The sequence below is a fragment of the Streptomyces olivochromogenes genome (genome assembly GCF_001514115.1).
In the GTDB taxonomy this organism is placed as follows: domain Bacteria; phylum Actinomycetota; class Actinomycetes; order Streptomycetales; family Streptomycetaceae; genus Streptomyces; species Streptomyces olivochromogenes.
The window spans coordinates 247974-267696 of sequence record NZ_KQ948468.1 but is presented as its reverse complement, the minus strand read 5'-3'; the positions used below and the strand labels follow the sequence as shown (position 1 = coordinate 267696).

The 19723-nt window shown below is 69.0% G+C and carries 16 protein-coding genes and 1 riboswitch; of the genes, 12 read left to right on the top strand and 4 right to left on the bottom strand.

Annotation, left to right across the window (positions count from 1 at the left end):
- Nucleotides 1-112 precede the first annotated feature (112 nt).
- The 10 genes from clsA (at nucleotide 113) to AQJ27_RS37900 (ending at nucleotide 10361) form a co-directional block, all read left to right on the top strand.
- Nucleotides 113-721: a cardiolipin synthase ClsA gene (clsA, locus tag AQJ27_RS37945; RefSeq protein WP_067379101.1), complete on the top strand. Its 609-nt coding sequence runs from the start codon at nucleotides 113-115 to the stop codon at nucleotides 719-721.
- A gap of 116 nt (nucleotides 722-837) precedes the next feature.
- Nucleotides 838-3333 carry a mannose-1-phosphate guanyltransferase gene (locus AQJ27_RS37940; protein ID WP_054229134.1) on the top strand — a complete coding sequence of 832 codons (2496 nt, stop codon included), beginning with the start codon at nucleotides 838-840 and terminating at the stop codon, nucleotides 3331-3333.
- A 107-nt stretch (nucleotides 3334-3440) separates the two neighbouring features.
- Nucleotides 3441-4337 (top strand): DUF881 domain-containing protein, encoded by an 897-nt coding sequence (locus AQJ27_RS37935; protein WP_235613706.1) that lies wholly within the window; start codon nucleotides 3441-3443, stop codon nucleotides 4335-4337.
- Nucleotides 4334-4666, top strand: coding sequence for a small basic family protein (locus tag AQJ27_RS37930; RefSeq protein WP_003988855.1), 333 nt, complete (start codon nucleotides 4334-4336; stop codon nucleotides 4664-4666). The genes AQJ27_RS37935 and AQJ27_RS37930 overlap by 4 nt, the downstream gene beginning before the upstream one ends.
- Nucleotides 4667-4671: 5 nt before the next feature.
- A complete protein-coding gene (locus AQJ27_RS37925; protein WP_067379096.1) occupies nucleotides 4672-5514 on the top strand; it encodes a DUF881 domain-containing protein in 843 nt (280 codons plus the stop codon).
- A 61-nt stretch (nucleotides 5515-5575) separates the two neighbouring features.
- Complete coding sequence (locus AQJ27_RS53015) at nucleotides 5576-6541, top strand: FHA domain-containing protein (RefSeq protein WP_079065539.1); 966 nt, start codon at nucleotides 5576-5578, stop codon at nucleotides 6539-6541.
- Nucleotides 6542-6583: 42 nt separating this feature from the next.
- Nucleotides 6584-7348, top strand: a complete 765-nt coding sequence (gene ftsR / locus AQJ27_RS37915) for a transcriptional regulator FtsR (RefSeq protein ID WP_067379092.1) — start codon at nucleotides 6584-6586, stop codon at nucleotides 7346-7348.
- A gap of 86 nt (nucleotides 7349-7434) precedes the next feature.
- A complete protein-coding gene (locus AQJ27_RS37910; protein ID WP_006123076.1) occupies nucleotides 7435-7908 on the top strand; it encodes a bifunctional nuclease family protein in 474 nt (157 codons plus the stop codon).
- 369 nt (nucleotides 7909-8277) lie between these two features.
- Nucleotides 8278-8922, top strand: a complete 645-nt coding sequence (locus AQJ27_RS37905; protein ID WP_079065538.1) for a MerR family transcriptional regulator — start codon at nucleotides 8278-8280, stop codon at nucleotides 8920-8922.
- A gap of 44 nt (nucleotides 8923-8966) precedes the next feature.
- Entirely contained in the window at nucleotides 8967-10361 is a 1395-nt protein-coding gene (locus tag AQJ27_RS37900; RefSeq protein WP_067379089.1) for a DNA polymerase IV, read from the top strand.
- A 90-nt stretch (nucleotides 10362-10451) separates the two neighbouring features.
- Here the strand turns inward: AQJ27_RS37900 and AQJ27_RS37895 are convergent, their stop codons facing one another.
- Nucleotides 10452-10823, bottom strand: coding sequence for a PRC-barrel domain-containing protein (locus tag AQJ27_RS37895; RefSeq protein WP_054229128.1), 372 nt, complete (start codon nucleotides 10821-10823; stop codon nucleotides 10452-10454).
- A gap of 114 nt (nucleotides 10824-10937) precedes the next feature.
- A riboswitch (glycine riboswitch) is annotated at nucleotides 10938-11033 on the top strand.
- 180 nt (nucleotides 11034-11213) lie between these two features.
- Between AQJ27_RS37895 and gcvP the strand changes: the two genes are divergently transcribed.
- A complete protein-coding gene (gene gcvP / locus AQJ27_RS37890; RefSeq protein ID WP_067379087.1) occupies nucleotides 11214-14099 on the top strand; it encodes an aminomethyl-transferring glycine dehydrogenase in 2886 nt (961 codons plus the stop codon).
- A 99-nt stretch (nucleotides 14100-14198) separates the two neighbouring features.
- Here gcvP and AQJ27_RS37885 read toward each other — a convergent pair whose 3' ends face one another.
- Together AQJ27_RS37885 and AQJ27_RS37880 are read right to left on the bottom strand one after the other, a co-directional pair.
- Nucleotides 14199-14405, bottom strand: a complete 207-nt coding sequence (locus AQJ27_RS37885) for a DUF5999 family protein (RefSeq protein WP_054229126.1) — start codon at nucleotides 14403-14405, stop codon at nucleotides 14199-14201.
- 393 nt (nucleotides 14406-14798) lie between these two features.
- A complete protein-coding gene (locus AQJ27_RS37880) occupies nucleotides 14799-15383 on the bottom strand; it encodes a hypothetical protein (RefSeq protein ID WP_067379085.1) in 585 nt (194 codons plus the stop codon).
- A gap of 537 nt (nucleotides 15384-15920) precedes the next feature.
- Here AQJ27_RS37880 and AQJ27_RS37875 point away from each other — a divergent pair.
- A complete protein-coding gene (locus AQJ27_RS37875; protein ID WP_067379083.1) occupies nucleotides 15921-17441 on the top strand; it encodes a glutamate-cysteine ligase family protein in 1521 nt (506 codons plus the stop codon).
- Between the two features lie 342 nt (nucleotides 17442-17783).
- Here AQJ27_RS37875 and AQJ27_RS37870 read toward each other — a convergent pair whose 3' ends face one another.
- Nucleotides 17784-19553, bottom strand: a complete 1770-nt coding sequence (locus AQJ27_RS37870) for a substrate-binding and VWA domain-containing protein (RefSeq protein WP_067379081.1) — start codon at nucleotides 19551-19553, stop codon at nucleotides 17784-17786.
- Nucleotides 19554-19723: the final 170 nt, after the last annotated feature.

The window sequence follows — 19723 nt, the reverse complement described above, 5'->3', positions numbered from 1 at the left end:
AGGGCCAGGTCTGTTTTCGCGGTGGCTCCGGCCACCCCTCCGCACCTCGACGCGAGCGCTGCGGGTAAGGTCAGGGGGCATCGTTGGCTCGTTTCCCACAGGAGGCCCCCGGGTGGAGGTCCAGGAGACCCGCGTCCAGACGGACCGGGTCCTCACCATCCCGAACATCCTCAGCATGGCGCGCCTCGTCGGCGTACCCGTCTTCCTGTGGCTGATCCTCCGGCCCGAGTTCGGCGGTCCCAAGAGTGACGGCTGGGCGCTGCTCGTGCTCATGTTGAGCGGCGTCAGCGACTATCTCGACGGGAAGCTCGCGCGGCGCTGGAATCAAATCAGCAGCCTCGGCCGGCTGCTCGATCCCGCGGCGGACCGGCTCTACATTCTGTCCACTCTTGTGGGGCTCACCTGGCGGGAGATTCTGCCGCTGTGGTTGACGGCTGTGCTTCTGGCGCGCGAGCTGGTTCTGCTGGTGGTCGTGGCAGTCCTCCGGCGTCACGGCTATCCGCCACTGCAGGTGAACTTCCTCGGGAAGGCGGCCACCTTCAACCTGATGTACGCCTTCCCTCTGTTGCTGCTCAGCGACGGAAGCGGATGGCTCGCGTCACTCGCCGCGATTTTCGGATGGGCGTTCGCCGGGTGGGGTACAACCCTCTATTGGTGGGCAGGAGTCCTCTACGTGGTCCAGGTCCGCCGGCTTCTCAGGGCGGACACCATGGCCGATTGAGCTCGGCCCGATAGGGCAGCTGAAGTGCCCGGATGGCCCGCACTCGAAAACTGCGGGACAATCAGGACGGGTGAAGTCGGCTAGACCGTCGTCTCTTCAAGGAGGACGCTTCCGACATGAAGGCCGTCGTGATGGCCGGAGGCGAAGGCACACGCCTTCGTCCCATGACCTCAAGCATGCCCAAGCCGCTCCTGCCGGTGGTGAACCGCCCGATCATGGAGCACGTGCTGCGGCTGCTCAAAAGGCATGGGCTCAACGAGACCGTCGTTACTGTCCAGTTCTTGGCCTCATTGGTCAAGAACTACTTCGGTGACGGCGAGGAGCTCGGTATGGAGCTCACCTATGCCAATGAGGAGAAGCCACTCGGTACCGCCGGGAGCGTCAAGAACGCCGAGGAGGCGTTGAAGGACGACACTTTCCTGGTGATCTCCGGTGACGCCCTGACCGACTTCGATCTCACCGACCTCATCAATTTCCACAAGGAAAAGGGTGCGATGGTCACCGTCTGTCTGACGCGTGTGCCGAACCCCCTTGAATTCGGCATCACCATCGTGGACGAAGAGGGCAAGGTCGAGCGCTTCCTGGAGAAACCCACCTGGGGCCAAGTCTTCTCCGACACCGTCAACACGGGTATCTACGTGATGGAGCCCGAAGTCTTCGACTACGTCGAGGCCGATGTCTCGGTCGACTGGTCCGGCGATGTCTTCCCTCAGCTGATGAAGGAGGGCAAGCCGGTCTTCGGCTATATCGCCGAGGGCTACTGGGAGGACGTCGGCACCCACGAGAGCTATGTGAAAGCGCAGGCCGACGTCCTCGAGGGCAAGGTCGACGTCGAGATCGACGGTTTCGAGATCTCCCCGGGCGTATGGGTCGCCGAGGGCGCCGAAGTGCACCCCGACGCCGTACTGCGCGGCCCGCTCTACATCGGCGACTACGCCAAGGTCGAAGCGGACGCCGAAATCCGTGAGCACACCGTCGTCGGCTCCAACGTCGTCGTCAAGAGCGGGGCCTTTCTGCACAGGGCCGTCGTCCACGACAACGTGTACATCGGTCAGCACAGCAATTTGCGGGGCTGCGTGATCGGGAAGAACACCGACATCATGCGGGCCGCGAGGATCGAGGACGGCGCTGTCATCGGCGACGAATGCCTCGTCGGTGAAGAATCGATCATCCAGGGCAACGTACGCGTCTATCCGTTCAAGACCATCGAGGCCGGCGCCTTCGTCAACACCTCGGTGATCTGGGAGTCGCGCGGCCAGGCGCATCTTTTCGGCGCCCGTGGTGTCACCGGAATCCTGAACGTGGAGATCACTCCGGAGCTCGCCGTGCGCCTCGCGGGCGCATATGCGACGACGCTCAAGAAGGGCTCCACCGTCACCACGGCCCGCGACCACTCCCGAGGCGCCCGTGCGCTGAAGCGGGCGGTCATCTCGGCGCTGCAGGCCAGCGCCATCGACGTACGCGATCTGGAGAACGTACCGCTGCCAGTGGCTCGTCAGCAGACCGCCAGGGGCAGTGCGGGCGGGATCATGATCCGTACGACGCCCGGGGTGCCGGACTCCGTCGACATCATGTTCTTCGACGGACAGGGTGCCGACCTGTCGCAAGGGGGGCAGCGCAAGCTCGACCGGGTCTTCGCGCGGCAGGAGTACCGGCGTGCGTTCCCGGGGGAGATCGGGGATCTGCACTTCCCCGCCAGCGTCTTCGACTCGTACACCGGATCACTGCTCAGGAATGTCGACACCACCGGTATCACCGAATCCGGTCTGAAGGTGGTCGTGGACGCCTCGAACGGCAGTGCCGGGCTGGTGTTGCCCAGTCTGTTGGGCAAGCTCGGCGTGGACTCCCTGACCATCAATCCCGGTCTCGACGAATCCAGGCCCACGGAGACGGCGGACACGCGGCGGGCCGGTCTGGTGCGGCTGGGCGAGATCGTCGCGTCCGCGCGGGCCGCGTTCGGGGTGCGTTTCGACCCGGTGGGCGAGCGGCTCTCGCTCGTCGACGAGAAGGGACGGATCGTCGAGGACGACCGGGCCCTGCTCGTCATGCTCGACCTGGTGGCCGCGGAGCGGCGCAGTGGGCGGGTGGCGCTGCCGGTGACCACCACGCGGATCGCCGAGCAGGTGGCGGCGTACCACGGGACGCAGGTGGAGTGGACGACGACGTCTCCGGACGATCTGACGAGGGTCGGACGCGAGGAGTCGACGATCTTCGGCGGTGACGGGCGCGGCGGATTCATCATTCCGGAGTTCAGCAGCGTCTTCGACGGCGCGGCGGCTTTCGTACGACTGATCGGGCTGGTGGCGCGGACACAGCTCACGCTGAGCCAGATCGACGCGCGGATTCCGCGGGCGCATGTCCTCAAGCGTGACCTGGCCACTCCTTGGGCCGTCAAGGGCCTGGTGATGCGCCGGGTCGTGGAGGCGGCCGGGGACCGGTTCGTGGACACGACCGACGGCGTACGGGTCGTGGAGACGGACGGGCGCTGGGTGATGGTGCTTCCCGACCCCGCCGAGGCGGTGACGCATCTGTGGGCGGAGGGGCCTGACGACGCGTCCGCGGAGGCCCTGCTCGACGAGTGGGCCGCCGTCGTGGACAGCGCAGGGCGCTGAAACGGACAACACACGCGCGTGCCGGACAAGTGCCCCCAAAGGGGCCTGTCCGGCACGCCGGTGGGGCCATTCGGAGGTAGCGCCCGCGACGTGCGACGATGTGCGGCATGCCGCAGCAGCCCCCCATTCGGAGCACACCTCCGCGCCCCACGCGCCCGGACGCCTCCATGTCGCTGCTCACCAACGTCATGGATCACAGCCTCGACGACGGATACGCGGAGGCGGCCGCCCGTAGGCAGACCGAGGGTGCCGGCGGCATGCCGAAGACCGTGCGGGCGAAGCTGGGCCTCGCGGCCGGTCTCGTCCTCGCGGCCCTGGTGGTGACCGTGGGCGCGGCGAACGCGCGGCTCGCCGCCCCGGTCGTCGCCAAGGAGCGCCAGGAGCTCATCGACCGCGTCGAGCGAGAGACCGCGGCCGCGGACAAGCTCGAGAGCGGCGTCGACACCCTGCGCGACGATGTGAGCGCCCGGCAGAACGAGGCGTTGAAGAAACAGGGTGGCAGCGGTCAGGCCGACCTCGTGGGCGTCCTGTCGGGTGCCGTCGCCGTCCACGGCCCCGGTGTGAAGCTCGTCGTGGACGACGCCAAGGAAGCCACCGAGGGCGGCGACGGCAATCCTCGTGAGACCAGCGGGTTCTCCGACACCGGGCGCGTCCGGGACCGTGACATGCAGCGGGTCGTCAACGGGCTCTGGGAGTCCGGCGCGGAGGCCGTCTCGATCAACGGGCAGCGGCTGACGGCACTGTCGGCGATCAGGGCAGCGGGTGACGCGATACTGGTCGACAACAAGCCGCTGGTGCCGCCCTACACGGTGCTGGCGGTGGGGGACGGCGAGCGGCTCAGCACCAGGTTCCAGAACAGTGCCGACGGCCTGTATCTGAACGCCCTGCAGGAGAACTACGGCATCCGGACCGCCATTTCCGTCGAAAAGGACGTCCAGTTGTCCGCCGCACCGAGTGTGATCGTACGTACAGCACAGCCGAGCACAGAGAAGGGCACATCGTGATCGCCGTACTGGGCCTCGTCGTGGGAGTCGTGGCTGGATTGTTGGTCCGGCCCGAGGTTCCGGCGGTCGTCGAGCCTTACCTTCCGATCGCCGTCGTGGCGGCGCTGGACGCCGTCTTCGGAGGGCTGCGGGCGATGCTCGACGGCATCTTCGACGACAAGGTCTTCGTGGTCTCCTTCCTGTCGAACGTGGTCGTGGCCGCACTGATCGTCTTCCTGGGTGACAAGTTGGGCGTGGGCGCCCAACTCTCCACCGGCGTCGTGGTCGTCCTCGGCATCCGCATCTTCTCCAACGCCGCGGCGATCCGCCGGCACGTTTTCCGGGCGTGAGGCAGATGAGCAACGAAGGCGAGACACCCGAGAACCGGCTGCGCAGGGAGCTTCCCGAAGAGGTCCCGGCCGCGGCTGCAGAGAGTTCGGGGCCCGAGCAGCTCGACGAGAAGGACGAGCCGTCGCTGACCGGCCGGCAGCGGCTGGTGAAGGGGTTGTGGCCGCCGCGGGTCACGCGCGCGCAACTCATCGTCGCCCTGCTTCTGTTCGGCCTCGGCTTCGGTCTGGCCGTCCAGGTGGCCTCCAACAGTGACAGCGGCAGCGCCCTGCGCGGCGCACGTCAAGAAGATCTCGTACGCATCCTCGATGAACTCGACAACCGTACGCAGCGTCTAGAAGACGAGAAGCAGGGTCTCGAAGATCAGCGCACCGAGCTGGAGAACAGCTCGAACCAGGCCGCGGAGGCCCGCAAGCAGACTGCCGAGAAGGAGAAACAACTCGGCATTCTGGCGGGCACGGTGGCGGCGCAGGGACCCGGCATCACGCTGACGATCAACGACACGAAGGGGACGGTCAAGGCGGACATGCTGCTTGACGCGATCCAGGAGCTGCGCGCCGCCGGTGCGGAGGCGATCCAGGTGAACGGTGTGCGGGTCGTCGCCAGCACCTATCTGGCCGACTCCGGCAAGGGCGTGAGCGTCGACGGGAACAAGATCACCCAGCCCTATCGTTTCAAGGTCATCGGTAAGCCGCAGGACCTTGAGCCGGCGCTCAACATCCCCGGAGGTGTGGTGCAGACTCTCGAGAAGGAGCAGGCCACCGTCACGGTGGAGCGTGCGACGAAGATCATTGTGGATGCCTTGCGGGCTGCGAAGCAGCCTGACTACGCTCGGTCGTCCTCCCAGTGAACCGGGGGTGCATGGGCGTCGTCCGGCGAGGGCATGAGGTTGCGGGGGGTCGGCGCACCGAATGGGTGGTGCGTGGTGGAAACTGTCTGGTGGATACGGACGTTGTGAGGATGTCCGGGTCGACCGGTGTGTTCAATCAGTGTTCGTCCTGCCCCACGGGCGGGTCTGTTTCGGTCAAGGGGAATCGCCCGTGAAGTTGTTTGCGAAGTTGTTCGGCAAGAGCGCACGAGGAGAGGGCAGTGACAACGCGACTGCCCGACACCGTGCACCACGCCAAGGAGACGCGGAGGGCCAGAGCGGCGACCGCCCGCTGTTCCGGGACCAGGTCGGTGACATTCCCGGTGGTCAGGGCGCGCCGTCTGTTGACCCTGCCCAGTCCGGACGCATAGGTTTCGGGGAACCGTCAGCCTCAAGTGCGGGTGGAGGGTTCGCCTCCGACCCGTACGCGTCCCATGCCCCTGGGGGGCAGCCGCGGCAGGAGGATCCGTCCATGTCGGCCCTGGTGTGTACGAGGTGCGGTAACCGCAACGCGGAGAACAGCCGCTTCTGCTCCAACTGCGGTGCGCCGCTGCGACCCGGTGCGGTCCCGGAGCGTCCGTCCGAGACCACGTCCACGATCTCCATCTCGGGCATCGAGGCCTACGATGCCGAGGTCACCGGCCAGACGCAGATGCCGACGCTCTCTCCGGAGGCGCAGGCGGCCGTCGACGCGCTGCCGCTCGGCTCGGCGCTCCTGGTGGTGCGCCGCGGTCCGAACTCGGGCAGCCGCTTCCTGCTGGACGGTGACCTGACCACGGCCGGGCGTCATCCGCAGAGCGACATCTTCCTGGACGACGTGACCGTGTCGCGTCGTCATGTGGAGTTCCGTCGAGCCGCGGACGGCTCGTTCACGGTCGCCGACGTGGGCAGCCTGAACGGTACGTACGTCAACCGGGAGCGAATCGACTCGGTCCCGCTGTCGAACGGTGACGAGGTGCAGATCGGCAAGTACCGGCTGGTCTTCTACGCGAGCCAGCGAGGCATCTGACCCTCCCCCGGACTCCGTCCGGGGGGACCCTCAGGAAGGTCCATGCTTCGATCACCGAGCGGCGGTGCCGGGAGCGGTACCGCCGCAGCGGACAGTGGGCTGATGAGCATCGGCTCGGTGCTGAACACGCTGCGCGACGAGTTCCCCGAAGTCACGATCTCCAAGATCCGGTTCCTGGAGTCGGAGGGGCTCATCGAGCCGCAGCGGACCCCCTCGGGGTATCGCAAGTTCAGCCAGGCGGACGTCGAGCGCCTCGGTCACGTGCTGCGGATGCAGCGGGACCACTATCTGCCGTTGAAGGTGATCCGCGAGTATCTCGACGCTTTGGAGCGCGGGGAGCCGGTGCGGTTGCCGTCCGTGGGGCGGCAGCGCGACTCCGGCGACGGGGAGCCGTTCGGTGGGCTCGGTGACCTCTTCGGGGAGCCCGAGGCACCCCCAGCGGCCCGGGTGGGCCGTGCCGAGCTGCTGGCCGCCGCCGAGATCGGTGAGCAGGAGCTTCAGGAATGGGAGTCGTACGGACTCCTCGCCCCGCTTCCGGACGGGGCATATGACGCTGAGGCGGTGACGGTCGCCGCGCTCGTCGTCGAGCTCGGGCGGTTCGGGATCGAGCCGCGCCATCTGCGCGCGATGAAGGCCGCGGCCGAACGTGACGCGGGGCTCGTGGACCAGGTGGTGGCCCCTTTGCGGCGCCACCGCAATCCGCAGACCAGGGCGCACGCCGAGGCCCGTACGAAGGAGCTGGCGGGGCTCACGGTGAAGCTGCACGCGGCGCTGGTGCAGACCGCGCTGGGCGTCCGGCTGCACTGACCCGAAGTGCCCGGTGGGCGGCCGGATCGGCCCCCCGTTCTGTGCCCGACTACCCAAACGTCCCGGGCACGGCCTAGGGTTGCTGTGTGAACGAGCTCGATGTCGTAGGTGTCCGGGTCGAAATGCCCTCCAACCAACCGATCGTGCTCCTGCGTGAAGTGGGAGGCGACCGCTACCTCCCCATCTGGATCGGACCGGGGGAGGCGACGGCGATCGCCTTCGCCCAGCAGGGCATGGCCCCCGCGCGACCGCTGACCCACGACCTGTTCAAGGACGTGCTGGAAGCCGTCGGCCAGGAGCTCACCGAGGTGCGCATCACTGATCTGCGTGAGGGGGTCTTCTACGCGGAGCTGGTGTTCGCCAGTGGGGTCGAGGTCAGTGCCCGCCCGTCCGACGCCATAGCGCTGGCGCTGCGTACCGGAACGCCGATCTACGGCAGTGACGGTGTGCTCGACGACGCCGGCATCGCGATCCCGGACGAGCAGGAGGACGAGGTGGAGAAGTTCCGCGAGTTCCTCGACCAGATCTCGCCCGAGGACTTCGGGACCAACAGCCAATGAGAGAACCGGTCAACCAGTGAGGCGACCGGTCAAGCGGTGAGGGGACCGTTCAAGCGGTGACGGGACCGATCGCCCGCGGGTGGGCGGTCGGACGCCCGGGCTCGGGAGCAGGCCGTGGCGTCCACCCTCCGGCAAGCCGATGGACCGGGCAAGCCCGCTGGATCGCAGGACTCCGGGGCGGCAATTGCCCGTGGCCCGTGTGGCGCGCTGCGGCCCGCTCCGAGAGCATTCGGCTAGCCTTTCCCCGCGGTGGGACACGGGAAACCACTCCTAGGGTGATTATCACTCGGCGTGCCGAGTGTGGCGATCGTTGACGCACCCCCGGTGACTGCCTACCGTCGAGAGGGCAGGTCAAGGACGGAGGTCGGCGTGAGAAGCAGCGGCGACGGTACGGCTGGGGGTGCCCCCGGACGAAGTCTGGGGGAGAGCGGCCCGTACCCGCTTCACGGCAGCGCGGCCGATCACGTTCCGCGGCGGCCGACAGCAGTGTCTGGTGAGTCCGGTGAGGGTGGGGCGGCCGCCGAGGAGATCGGCTACCGCGGTCCTACGGCGTGTGCCGCCGCGGGCATCACCTACCGGCAGTTGGACTACTGGGCCAGGACAGGTCTGGTCGAACCGAGCGTGCGGCCCGCCTACGGGTCGGGGACCCAGCGGCTCTACAGCTTCCGGGATGTCGTCGTCCTGAAGATCGTGAAGCGGTTCCTCGACACGGGAGTGTCGTTGCAGAACATCCGCACCACGGTCCAGCACCTCAGGGAACGCGGCTTCCGGGACCTGGAGCGGATGACCCTGATGAGTGACGGCGCGACCGTCTACGAATGCTCCTCGCCCGACGAGGTCCACGCCCTGTTGCAGGGCGGTCAGGGTGTCTTCGGGATCGCCGTGGGCGTGGTGTGGCGGGACGTCGAGAGCGCGCTCTCCCAGTTGCACGGGGAGCGCGTGGACACGGGCGAGACGCTCGTCGGGCACAACCCGACGGACGAGCTGGCGCGCCGGCGCAATCGGGCCGTCTGAGGTCCGCAGAGGCATTGTCAGTGGCGTAGGGCAGCATCGGACATGTGAGAACCGCGCCTACGATCCTGCATCTCGACATGGATGCCTTCTTCGCCTCGGCGGAGCAGGCAGCCAAGCCGAGCCTGCGCGGGAAGGCCGTCGTGGTGGGCGGGCTCGGACCCCGCGGAGTCGTCGCGACGGCCTCGTACGAGGCACGGGTCTTCGGGGTGCACTCGGCGATGCCCATGGCCCAGGCACGGCGGCTGGCGCCGAACGCCGCGTATCTAGTGCCCCGCTTCACGCTCTACCGGGAGGTCAGCGAGCAGGTGATGGGGCTGCTGGGGGCGCTGTCGCCGCTGGTGGAGCCACTGAGCCTGGACGAGGCGTTCGTCGATCTGGAGGCAGGGGAAGCGGCCTGGGACGAGGCTTCCGCGCGCCTGGCCGGGGCGAAGCTGCGCGCGGACATCCGGGCCGTCACGGGGCTGACGGGTTCGGTGGGGCTCGCCGCGTCCAAGATGCTCGCCAAGATCGCTTCGGAGCAGGCGAAGCCCGACGGTCTCGTGGTCATAGAACCCGGGACGGAGCGCGCGCTGCTGGGGCCGATGTCGGTACGGACGCTGCCGGGTGTCGGGCCCGCGACCGGGGACCATCTGCGCCGGGCCGGGATCACCACGGTCGACGAGATCGCCGAGGCGGGCGAGGACGAACTCGTACGGCTGGTGGGGAAGGCGCACGGGCACGCGCTGTACGCGATGGCGCTGGCGCACGACGAGCGGCCCGTGGTGGCCGAGCGGGAGACGAAGTCCGTGTCGGTGGAGGACACGTACGACGTGGACATCCACGACCGGATGCGGGTCGGCCTGGAGGTGCAGCGGCTCGCCGACCGGTGTGTGCGGCGGTTGCGGGACGCGGGGCTGTCCGGGCGGACCATCGTGCTCAAGGTGCGGAGGTACGACTTCTCGACGCTGACCCGGTCCGAGACGCTGCGAGGGCCGACGGACGACCCCGGCGTCGTACGGGAGGCTGCCGCGCGGCTTCTGGAGGCGGTGGACACGACCGGGGGCGTGCGGCTGCTGGGGGTCGGCGTCTCGGGGCTCGCCGACTACACGCAGGAGGACCTGTTCGCCCAGGCCCAGGCTCAGGCGCAAGCGGAGGCGGAGGCCGCCGCGGGGGAGTCGGCGGTGCTGGAGCATCCGGACGAGGAGGGGGCGGAGGAAGTGGCCGCCGTGCAGGCGCCGCCTGCCGAGCGGCGGTGGCCTGCGGGGCATGACGTGCGGCATGCGGAGTACGGGCACGGGTGGGTGCAGGGGAGTGGGCTCGGGAGGGTGACCGTGCGGTTCGAGACGCCTTACTCCGAGCCGGGGCGTGTGCGGACGTTTCGTACGGATGATGTTGCGTTGGAGTTGGCTGATCCGTTGCCGTTGGTGAGGGAGGCCGTGTGCGATCGCCGTGGGGGGTGAAGTCGGATCGGCGCCGCGGGCGGAATGTGGCTGGTCGCGCGGTTCCCTGCGCCCCTTTCGGGGCGCGTCAGCTGGGTCCCGTCCGGGAAGTCAACCCTCGTCCGTGCCTGCCAGGCGGCCGAAGTCGCGGTCCGGGGGTGGGGGCGGGGGTGTCACGTCCAGGCCGTAGTGGTGGTAGAGCTGGAGTTCCTGTTCGGGGGAGAGGTGGCGGCCCACGCCGAAGTCGGGGGCGTCCTTGATCAGGGCACGGTCGAAGGGGACACGCAGCGTGCCCTCGACGACTTCGCTGGGCTCCAGGGGGACGAAGGCGTCCCTGCTGAACAGGCCCGTCCGTATGGCGGCCCACTCCGGGACGCCGGTCGCGTCGTCGAGATAGACCTCGTCGACCGTGCCGATCTTGGCGCCGTTGCGGTCGAGCGCCTTGCGGCCGATCAGGTTGCGCGGATCGATGTCGGTCTGCACGGTCCCTCCACTCGCTAGCAACTCATCCGTAAGCACTACAAAAGAGCACATTCGTGATGGTGGCCACTCGAAAGCTCGTGCGTTGTCCTCGCTGGTAGGCTGGCAAGCGGCTGCTGACCCCGTGCGGGAGAGTCCTCCAGACTTCATCGGAGGCGCCGAAGGAGCAAATCCTCCCCGGAATCTCTCAGGCACACGTACCGCACGGACGAGGTCACTCTGGAAAGCAGGGCGGGTGTCGAAGGCCTCCGCCCTCACCGACGGTGAAAGCCGGGTCGCAGCGGGCGGGCGGGCCGGTGAAGCTCTCAGGTTGAGATGACAGAGGGGGAGGCCGTCGGGGCACCCACGCCGTGGTGCCCCTCGAAGGTCGTGTCAGACCAGGAGGCCTCCGCAATGACCGCCCATCGCATTCCGCTCTCCGAGCTCGAACAGGGAATCCCCTTCGAGCAGCGCCACATCGGGCCCGATTCCGAGGCGCGGGCCAAGATGCTCGCGCAGGTCGGGTACGGCTCGCTCGACGAGCTGACGGCCGCCGCGGTGCCGGACGTCATCAAGAACGCCGAGGCGCTGGAGCTGCCGGGCGCGCGCACCGAGGCCGAGGTACTGGCCGAACTGCGCTCCCTCGCGGACCGCAACCAGGTGCTCGATTCGATGATCGGCCTCGGCTACTACGGGACGTTCACGCCGCCGGTGATCCTGCGCAACGTCATGGAGAACCCGGCCTGGTACACCGCGTACACGCCGTACCAGCCGGAGATCTCCCAGGGGCGGCTCGAAGCGCTGCTGAACTTCCAGACCGTCGTCGCCGAGCTGACCGGGCTGCCCACCTCGGGCGCCTCGCTGCTCGACGAGGGCACCGCCGCCGCCGAGGCGATGGCGCTGTCCCGGCGCATGGGCAAGAACAAGAACGGCCTCTTCCTGATCGACGCGGACACCCTGCCGCAGACCGTCGCCGTCATCGAGACCCGCGCGGAGCCGACCGGCGTCGAGGTCGTCGTCGCCGATCTGGGCGAGGGCATCCCGGCCGAGATCGCCGGGCGTGAGATCAACGGTGTGCTGATCCAGTACCCGGGCGCCTCCGGTGCCGTACGCGACCTGAAGCCCGTCATCGAGCAGGCGCACGAGCTCGGCGCGGTCGTCACGGTCGCCGCCGACCTGCTCGCCCTCACGCTGCTCGCCTCTCCCGGTGAGCTCGGCGCCGACATCGCGATCGGTACGACCCAGCGCTTCGGCGTGCCGATGGGCTTCGGCGGTCCGCACGCCGGATACATGGCGGTGCGTGAGAAGTTCGCGCGCAGCCTGCCCGGCCGGCTGGTGGGCGTCTCCGTGGACGCCGACGGACACAAGGCGTACCGGCTCGCCCTGCAGACGCGGGAGCAGCACATCCGCCGCGAGAAGGCGACCAGCAACATCTGCACGGCGCAGGTGCTGCTCGCGGTGATGGCCGGCATGTACGCCGTCTATCACGGTCCCGAGGGCCTGCGGACCATCGCGCGGCGTACGCACCGGTACGCCACGATCCTCGCCGCGGGTCTGACGGCCGGCGGGGTCGAGGTCGTGCACGGTTCCTACTTCGACACGCTGACCGCGCGGGTGCCGGGCCGGGCCGCCGAGGTCGTGGCGGGCGCGCGCAACGGAGGCGTCAACCTCCACCTCGTCGACGCCGACCACGTGTCGATCGCCTGCGACGAGACCACCGCCCGCCAGCAGGTGGGCGCCGTCTGGTCAGCGTTCGGCGTGGACGGTGACATCGAGGCCCTGGACGCCGTCGCCGAGGACACGCTGCCCGCGGCGCTGCTGCGCACCGACGACTACCTCACGCACCCGGTCTTCCACCAGTACCGCTCCGAGACCGCGATGCTGCGCTACCTGCGCAAGCTGTCCGACCGCGACTACGCGCTCGACCGCGGCATGATCCCGCTGGGCTCCTGCACCATGAAGCTCAACGCGACCACCGAGATGGAGCCGGTCACCTGGCCCGAGTTCGGCCAGCTGCACCCCTTCGTGCCCGCCGAGCAGGCGCAGGGCTATCTCACCCTCATCCAGGAGCTGGAGGAGCGGCTCGCCGAGGTCACCGGGTACGACAAGGTGTCGCTCCAGCCGAACGCGGGCTCCCAGGGCGAGCTGGCCGGGCTGCTGGCCGTACGCGGCTACCACCGGGCCAACGGAGACGACCAGCGCACGGTCTGCCTGATCCCGTCCTCCGCGCACGGCACGAACGCCGCGAGCGCCGTGATGGCCGGCATGAAGGTCGTCGTCGTGAAGACCGCCGAGGACGGCGAGATCGACGTCGAGGACCTGCGCGCGAAGATCGAGCGGCACCGCGACGAGCTCGCGGTGCTGATGATCACGTACCCCTCGACGCACGGTGTGTTCGAGGAGCACGTCGCCGACATCTGCGCGCAGGTGCACGAGGCGGGCGGGCAGGTGTACGTCGACGGCGCCAACCTCAACGCGCTGGTGGGCCTCGCCAAGCCGGGCCACTTCGGCGGTGACGTCTCCCACCTGAACCTGCACAAGACGTTCTGCATCCCGCACGGCGGCGGCGGTCCGGGCGTGGGCCCGGTCGGCGTACGCGCGCACCTGGCGCCGTACCTGCCGAACCACCCGCTGCAGCCCGCGGCCGGTCCCGAGACCGGCGTGGGGCCGATCTCCGCCGCTCCCTGGGGCTCGGCGGGCATTCTGCCCATCTCCTGGGCGTACGTCCGTCTCATGGGCGGTGAGGGCCTCAAGCGGGCCACGCAGGTGGCGGTGCTGTCCGCGAACTACATCGCCAAGCGCCTGGAGCCGCACTTCCCGGTGCTCTACACCGGCCCCGGCGGGCTCGTCGCGCACGAGTGCATCATCGATCTGCGTCCGCTGACCAAGGCGACCGGCGTCAGCGTCGACGACATCGCCAAGCGGCTCATCGACTACGGCTTCCACGCGCCGACGATGTCCTTCCCGGTGGCCGGCACGCTGATGATCGAGCCCACCGAGTCCGAGGACCTGATCGAGCTCGACCGGTTCTGCGACGCGATGATCGCCATTCGTGCGGAGATCGACAAGGTCGGTTCGGGCGTCTGGGCGGCGGAGGACAACCCGCTGCGGAACGCGCCGCACACCGCCGCCGCGCTCGGCGGCGAGTGGGAGCACGCGTACACCCGCGAGGAGGCGGTCTTCCCGGCCGGTGTCTCGGCCGCGGACAAGTACTGGCCGCCGGTGCGCCGCATCGACCAGGCGTACGGCGACCGGAACCTGGTCTGTTCCTGCCCGCCGCTGGACGCTTACGAAGAGTAGTCACCCTCGGATACGCGTCGGGGCCGGTTCGGAGATCACGTCTCCGGGCCGGCCCCTCTCCATGTCTGGGTGACGGTCACCGCCACCCGGTTGTGCGGCTCAGGCGGCCGTCATCACGTGCTCGCTGCCCTGGGGGCGGTGCGGGGCGATGATCTGGCCGTCGGGCAGGAGCTCACCGGTGTCCTCGAAGAGCAGCACGCCGTTGCACAGCAGGCTCCATCCCTGCTCCGGGTGGTGCGCCACGAGGCGGGCGGACTCCCGGTCGGCTGATTCGGCTGTCGGACACGGTGGCTGGTGCTGGCACATGGATGGGATCTTTCGCTGGGATGAGAGATGAGTGGTGGCTGTGGTGTCTTTCCCGCGGCTTGAAGTGCTCATGGCCGCCCCCCCGGTGGCGTGTGTGTGGAACCCAGTGTTGCCCTACGGGCGTCAATCCGCAGGGATTTGGCAGCAGCGCTCCTCACAGGTTGGAGACGCGTCACCCGTGCGGACGGTTCAGTCCAACTGCACGGTCCCTTCGGGGGGTTCGCGGTGGCCGGATGGGGCTAGTCCGGTCGGGGTGGAGGGGGCGTTCTCCCTCGTACGAGCACTGTGGGGCCCGAACGAGCGGACGGGTTCGGGCGGCAGCGTGCCCCGCGACCGGGACAACGGTAGCGGGGCACGGGGCGATGCGCCTGGTGTGCTTCTCCGGGGGAGTGACTACGCGGGTGAGCTCAGCAGTGGGGCGGAGGTGAGCCGGTGCGTGAGGACCGGGAGGAGTTCGGCGACGCGGTGCGGGCGATGCGCGGCGATACCGGGCGGCGCGGGTGCCAGCGGCACCAGGAGATCGGTGGCGGCCGGGTGCCCGGTGGCGCCGTCCGCGGCGCAGTCGCCGTGCAGCCAGAGGGTGAGCATGTAGAGCTCGGGAACGGACAGCAGCCGAGGCTGGTACGGCTGGCTCATGTTCTCGGCGTGACGCAGGGCGCGCTCGGTGGAGGCGATGTAGGGGCCTTCGAAGAAGTGCGAGAAGGCCCAGCCGTCGGGAGTGAGCATGGTGTCGGCCGCGGCCACCGACCGTTCGCCGCAGCGGATCAGGAAGCGCCATCCGGCGAGCCGGGTGGTGGAGGCGCCGGCCGGTGAGATGCGGTCCAGAACGTGTACGGGCAAAGGGAGTTCGGGGGTGACGGGTCCCTGGGCCATGCGTAGGGACGGGGTGCGGGCCTCGCGGACTGCGGTGGGGGAACCGAGTGCCGTGAGGACGGTGCGCAGGGCGGGCGAGGGAGCCGGGGGGACATGCAGCGGCATGGTGGGTCGCCTCTCATTCGACAGGCACAGTGGCGCGAGGGCGGGGGCGGACGGCGCTGTCAGCTCTCGGGGTCGGAGGAGCGAGGGGTCTGGATCTGCCGACAGGATGTCGCCTGCCGCATGTCACCTCGACGACAGGACCTGGGACCGCGAGCGCCAACTCTCCGCCTCGTTTGCGGAGTTTATACGACACGTGTTCAGATGGTGTTTCGTCTAGCCGTCCTGAATATGAAGAGCAAGGCGATATTCGGTCGACGAAAAGAGAGGTTCATCCCGATTCTGTGTCGGGGCCCGTCGGTGACCTCGGATTGCTTTGCCGGAGCGGTCGGCCGATTCTCGTCGGCGTTTTTCACGAGATCATGTCAGGCTGAAACCGCGCTCTGGTTCATGCCCCGTGAATGTGCCTCCGGACAACGGGTACCAGGGTAGCGGTCGACGAGGCCGTACAGGGCGTTATCGATCGTGTTGCCTGGGCATCATCCTCCGGGACGGCAGGGGCCGGAGGATCGGCCTGCCCATTCGAGGAGGGACGCTTCGATGGGAGAGAAGGTCGTGGCGGGGTCGTACGACCTGTCCGATCGTCAGCACTACCGAGGCAAGCTCCGGCAGTGTCTGACGGGGCTGGCGCGGCTGCTGGAGGAGAAGCGGTTCGATCGCCCGAAGAATCTCATGGGTCTGGAGATCGAACTGAATCTCGCCGGACCCGACGGCATGCCCAGGATGATGAATGCGCAAGTACTCGAAAGGATTGCGAGCCGAGATTTTCAAACAGAACTTGCCATGTTCAACCTGGAAGTCAACATAGCCCCACACCGATTGGACGGCCGGGTATTCGACCGGCTCGCCGAGGAGCTGCACACCTCGCTCGCATATGCCCATCGAAAGGCCGGCGAACTCGACGCGGGAATCATGATGATCGGGATTCTGCCGACGCTCGACCGTGACGACCTGGTCTCCTCGAACCTGTCGGACGTCGATCGCTACACCCTGCTCAACGATCAGATCGTGGCCGCCCGTGGCGAGGACTTCGTGCTCGACATCGACGGCGTGGAGCGCCTCGTCTGTACGTCGAAGTCCATCGCGCCCGAGGCCGCCTGCACCTCCGTGCAGTTGCACCTCCAGGTCACTCCGGCGCGCTTCGCGGACGTGTGGAACGCGGCGCAGGCCGTTGCCGCCGTGCAGGTCGCGATCGGTGCCAACTCGCCCTTCCTGTTCGGCCGTGAGCTGTGGCGCGAGTCGCGGCCGCCGCTGTTCCAGCAGTCCACCGACACCCGCCCGCCCGAGCTCCAGGCGCAGGGGGTGCGTCCGCGCACCTGGTTCGGCGAGCGGTGGATCTCCTCGGCGTACGACCTCTTCGAGGAGAACCTGCGCTTCTTCCCGCCTCTGCTGCCCATCAGCGACGAGGAGGACCCGCTCGCGGTCCTCGACGCCGGAGGCATTCCCAGGCTCGCCGAGCTCGTGCTGCACAACGGTACGGTCTACCGCTGGAACCGGCCCGTGTACGACGTCGCCGACGGAGTCCCGCACCTGCGCGTCGAGAACCGGGTGCTGCCCGCCGGTCCCACCGTCGCCGATGTCGTCGCCAACGCGGCGTTCTACTACGGGGTCGTGCGTGCGCTCGCCGAGGAGGCGCGGCCCGTGTGGACACGGCTGTCGTTCGAGTCCGCGGCGGCCAACTTCGACGCGGCCTGCCGCCATGGCATCGACGCGCGTCTGGAGTGGCCGCGGCGGGGACGGTACGGGGGGACCACCGCGCAGGTCGAGGCCGTGCACCTGGTCCGTGACGAGCTGCTGCCGCTCGCCGCGGCGGGGCTGGACGCGTGGGGCGTCGAGCCGGCCGACCGGGACTACTACCTGGGGGTGATCGAGGACCGGTGCCGGCTGCGTGCCAACGGGGCTACCTGGCAGGCTGCCACCTTCCACCAGGCGCTGGAGAAGGGCCTCGCGAGGGATGCCGCGCTCGCCGCGACCACCCGGCGCTACGGCGAGCTGATGCACCTCGGTGAGCCCGTGCACACCTGGCCGGTGGGCCTGCCGGAGCCGGTACCGCTGGGCTGATCGGGGCGGTCTGCCTGCGGCGGTGTCTCTGGGGATGGGCCGCTCGTGGTGGGCTGCTCGTGGTGGGTGTTCAGGGGGCGGAGTGCGGCCCGAGTGGTGGTCCCCGGCCAGGCCGCTGGTGACATGGTCGCCGGGCCGTGGTCGGGGCGGATGGCCTGTGTGGGGGTTCCTGGGCCGGGATGGCCCCGGGGAGTGTCCCTGGGTCGGGTGGGCTGTTTTGGTGGCCCGGGCGGGGCCGCCTGCGTCGGTGCGCCGGGTCCGGCGGGGTGTGACGCTGCGCCCCGGGCCGGGTGGCGTGTGTCGCTGCCCGGGTGGGCTGTGGTGGTGGCTTTTCTCGGGGTGTCAGCCTTGGCTCTGGTTGCCCGCCGCCACGATCGCCCTGAGGATCACCGAGTGGATCTGCGCGGGGTCGTTGACCTGCTGGCCGGAGCCGCCGGTCGCCTTGGCGATCTCCTGGACCTCCGCCTTGTCGGCGTCCGGGCCCACGGCGATGGCGATGAGCGGCACCGGGCGCTGTGGGTCGGCGAGCTTCCGCAGTTGGGTGACGAGGGCGGAGCGCGAGATGCTTCCCGGGTCCTGGTTGACGCCGTCGGTCAGCAGCACCAGCGCGTTGAACTTCCCCTTGACATAGGAGGAGGTGGCCGCCTTGTACGCGGCGAGCGTGGTGTCGTACAGGCCCGTCGCGCCGTTCGGGACGGGAGACAGGGAGCTGAACGCCGCCGACAGCCTGTCCCGCTGGGTGCCGTTGCCCTTGCGGTCGCCCAGGCGTTCCGTGGGCACGAGCACCCGGTAGTCGCGGTCGCCGTCCAGGCGGGTGGAGAACTTCCACAGCCCGACCTCGTCCTGCGAGGTGAAGGTCGCGAGGGCCTGCAGCAGAGACGCCCTGGTGACGTCCATACGGGACTGGCCGGTGCCCGGCACCGGCTGCGCCATGGACGCGGAGGCGTCGACGACCGTGGTGATCCGGGCGCTCTGCACGGTGATCGTCCACGTGCCGAGTGCCTCGTCGACCGCCTTCGCCGGGGTGGGTTCGAGCGCGGCATGAGCGAACGGCTGCGGGGCGCGACCCCCGGCCTTGGTGACCAGCGCGGGCGATACCTTCTCGTCGTCCGTGCGGAACCCGTACCGCTCCAGGATCCGCTGCCCGTCCGACTCGCCGAGCAGCGTCATGAACCGAAGGGCGGCACGGCTCGTGTCGGTGTTCAGCCGTGACTCGTCGACCAGGGTGAACGGGTAGTCGAGCCGCGGTGACCCGTCCTTGGGATAGAAGAGGTCGAGTCCGGCGCCGCCGCGGGCCGAGGAGTTGTACGCGAACGCCGACTGCTCGGAGAGGATCAGCGCCTGGTTGCGCTGCGGATTGCCCTGCTCGGGGCCGGAGGAGTCGCGGGGCAGGGTGTCCAGGGCCTGGCTGTCGCTGTCGGACGTGCGCTGGGAGAGCGTCTTCGCCATGGCCGCCGCCTGGGTGTCACCTCCCTTGATGGTGGCCGCGGCGGTATCGAGCTGGGTCAGCGCGAGCAGGCCGGCCGCGCTGCGCACCGGGTCGGCCGCACCGAGCCTCAGCCGGTCGTCCCGCAGCGCGGCGCCCGCCAACTCGGTCCATGTGTAGGTCTTCTCGGGCCACCCCAGCGACTTCGCGGCCGACGGGACCATCGCGACGCCGACCGGCGAGGAGGCGACGCTGCCCGCCGCGGTCACCCGGGTCGCGTTGCTCTCACCACTGACCCGGTCCACCCACAGGGCGGAGTCCGGCACCCACGCCTGTACGTCGGACTTGTTGTCCGACCTCAATGCCTCGGCGACCTTGTACGACTCGCGGGCCGTCACGGTCACGGCGATGCAGTGGCCGTCGGAGGTGATGTTGTGGTCGCGGGCGTGTTCGGCGACGGCCCTGAGGGCGGGCGCCATGTCCGGGGACGCGGCGATCTTGAGGGGTACGGCGTTGTCCCGGCAGGACGAGCCGAAGGAGAGCAGACCACCGCGGACCGCGACCGCCGTGCCCGCGGCGACCGTGAGCACCAACACCGTCGCGATGGCCACCGTACGGCGGCGTGCGCGTGGACGGGGGTCGGCCGCGCCCGCCCCGTACGCATCGGGCAAGCTGTGACGTCCCATGACGGTGGTGCCCTCCCTGGATGAGCCGGAGTCGCGAGAAAGCCGTAGAAACGGCTGTGAGGCAGAAGGCGAGGGGGAGGTACGCCGGTACGGCGTCCGTCCACCCGACGGCCTGTCGCGCACGATCTTCGCAACTTCTTTCGAGACCCTAGCGGGGCGAAGATGGGGAT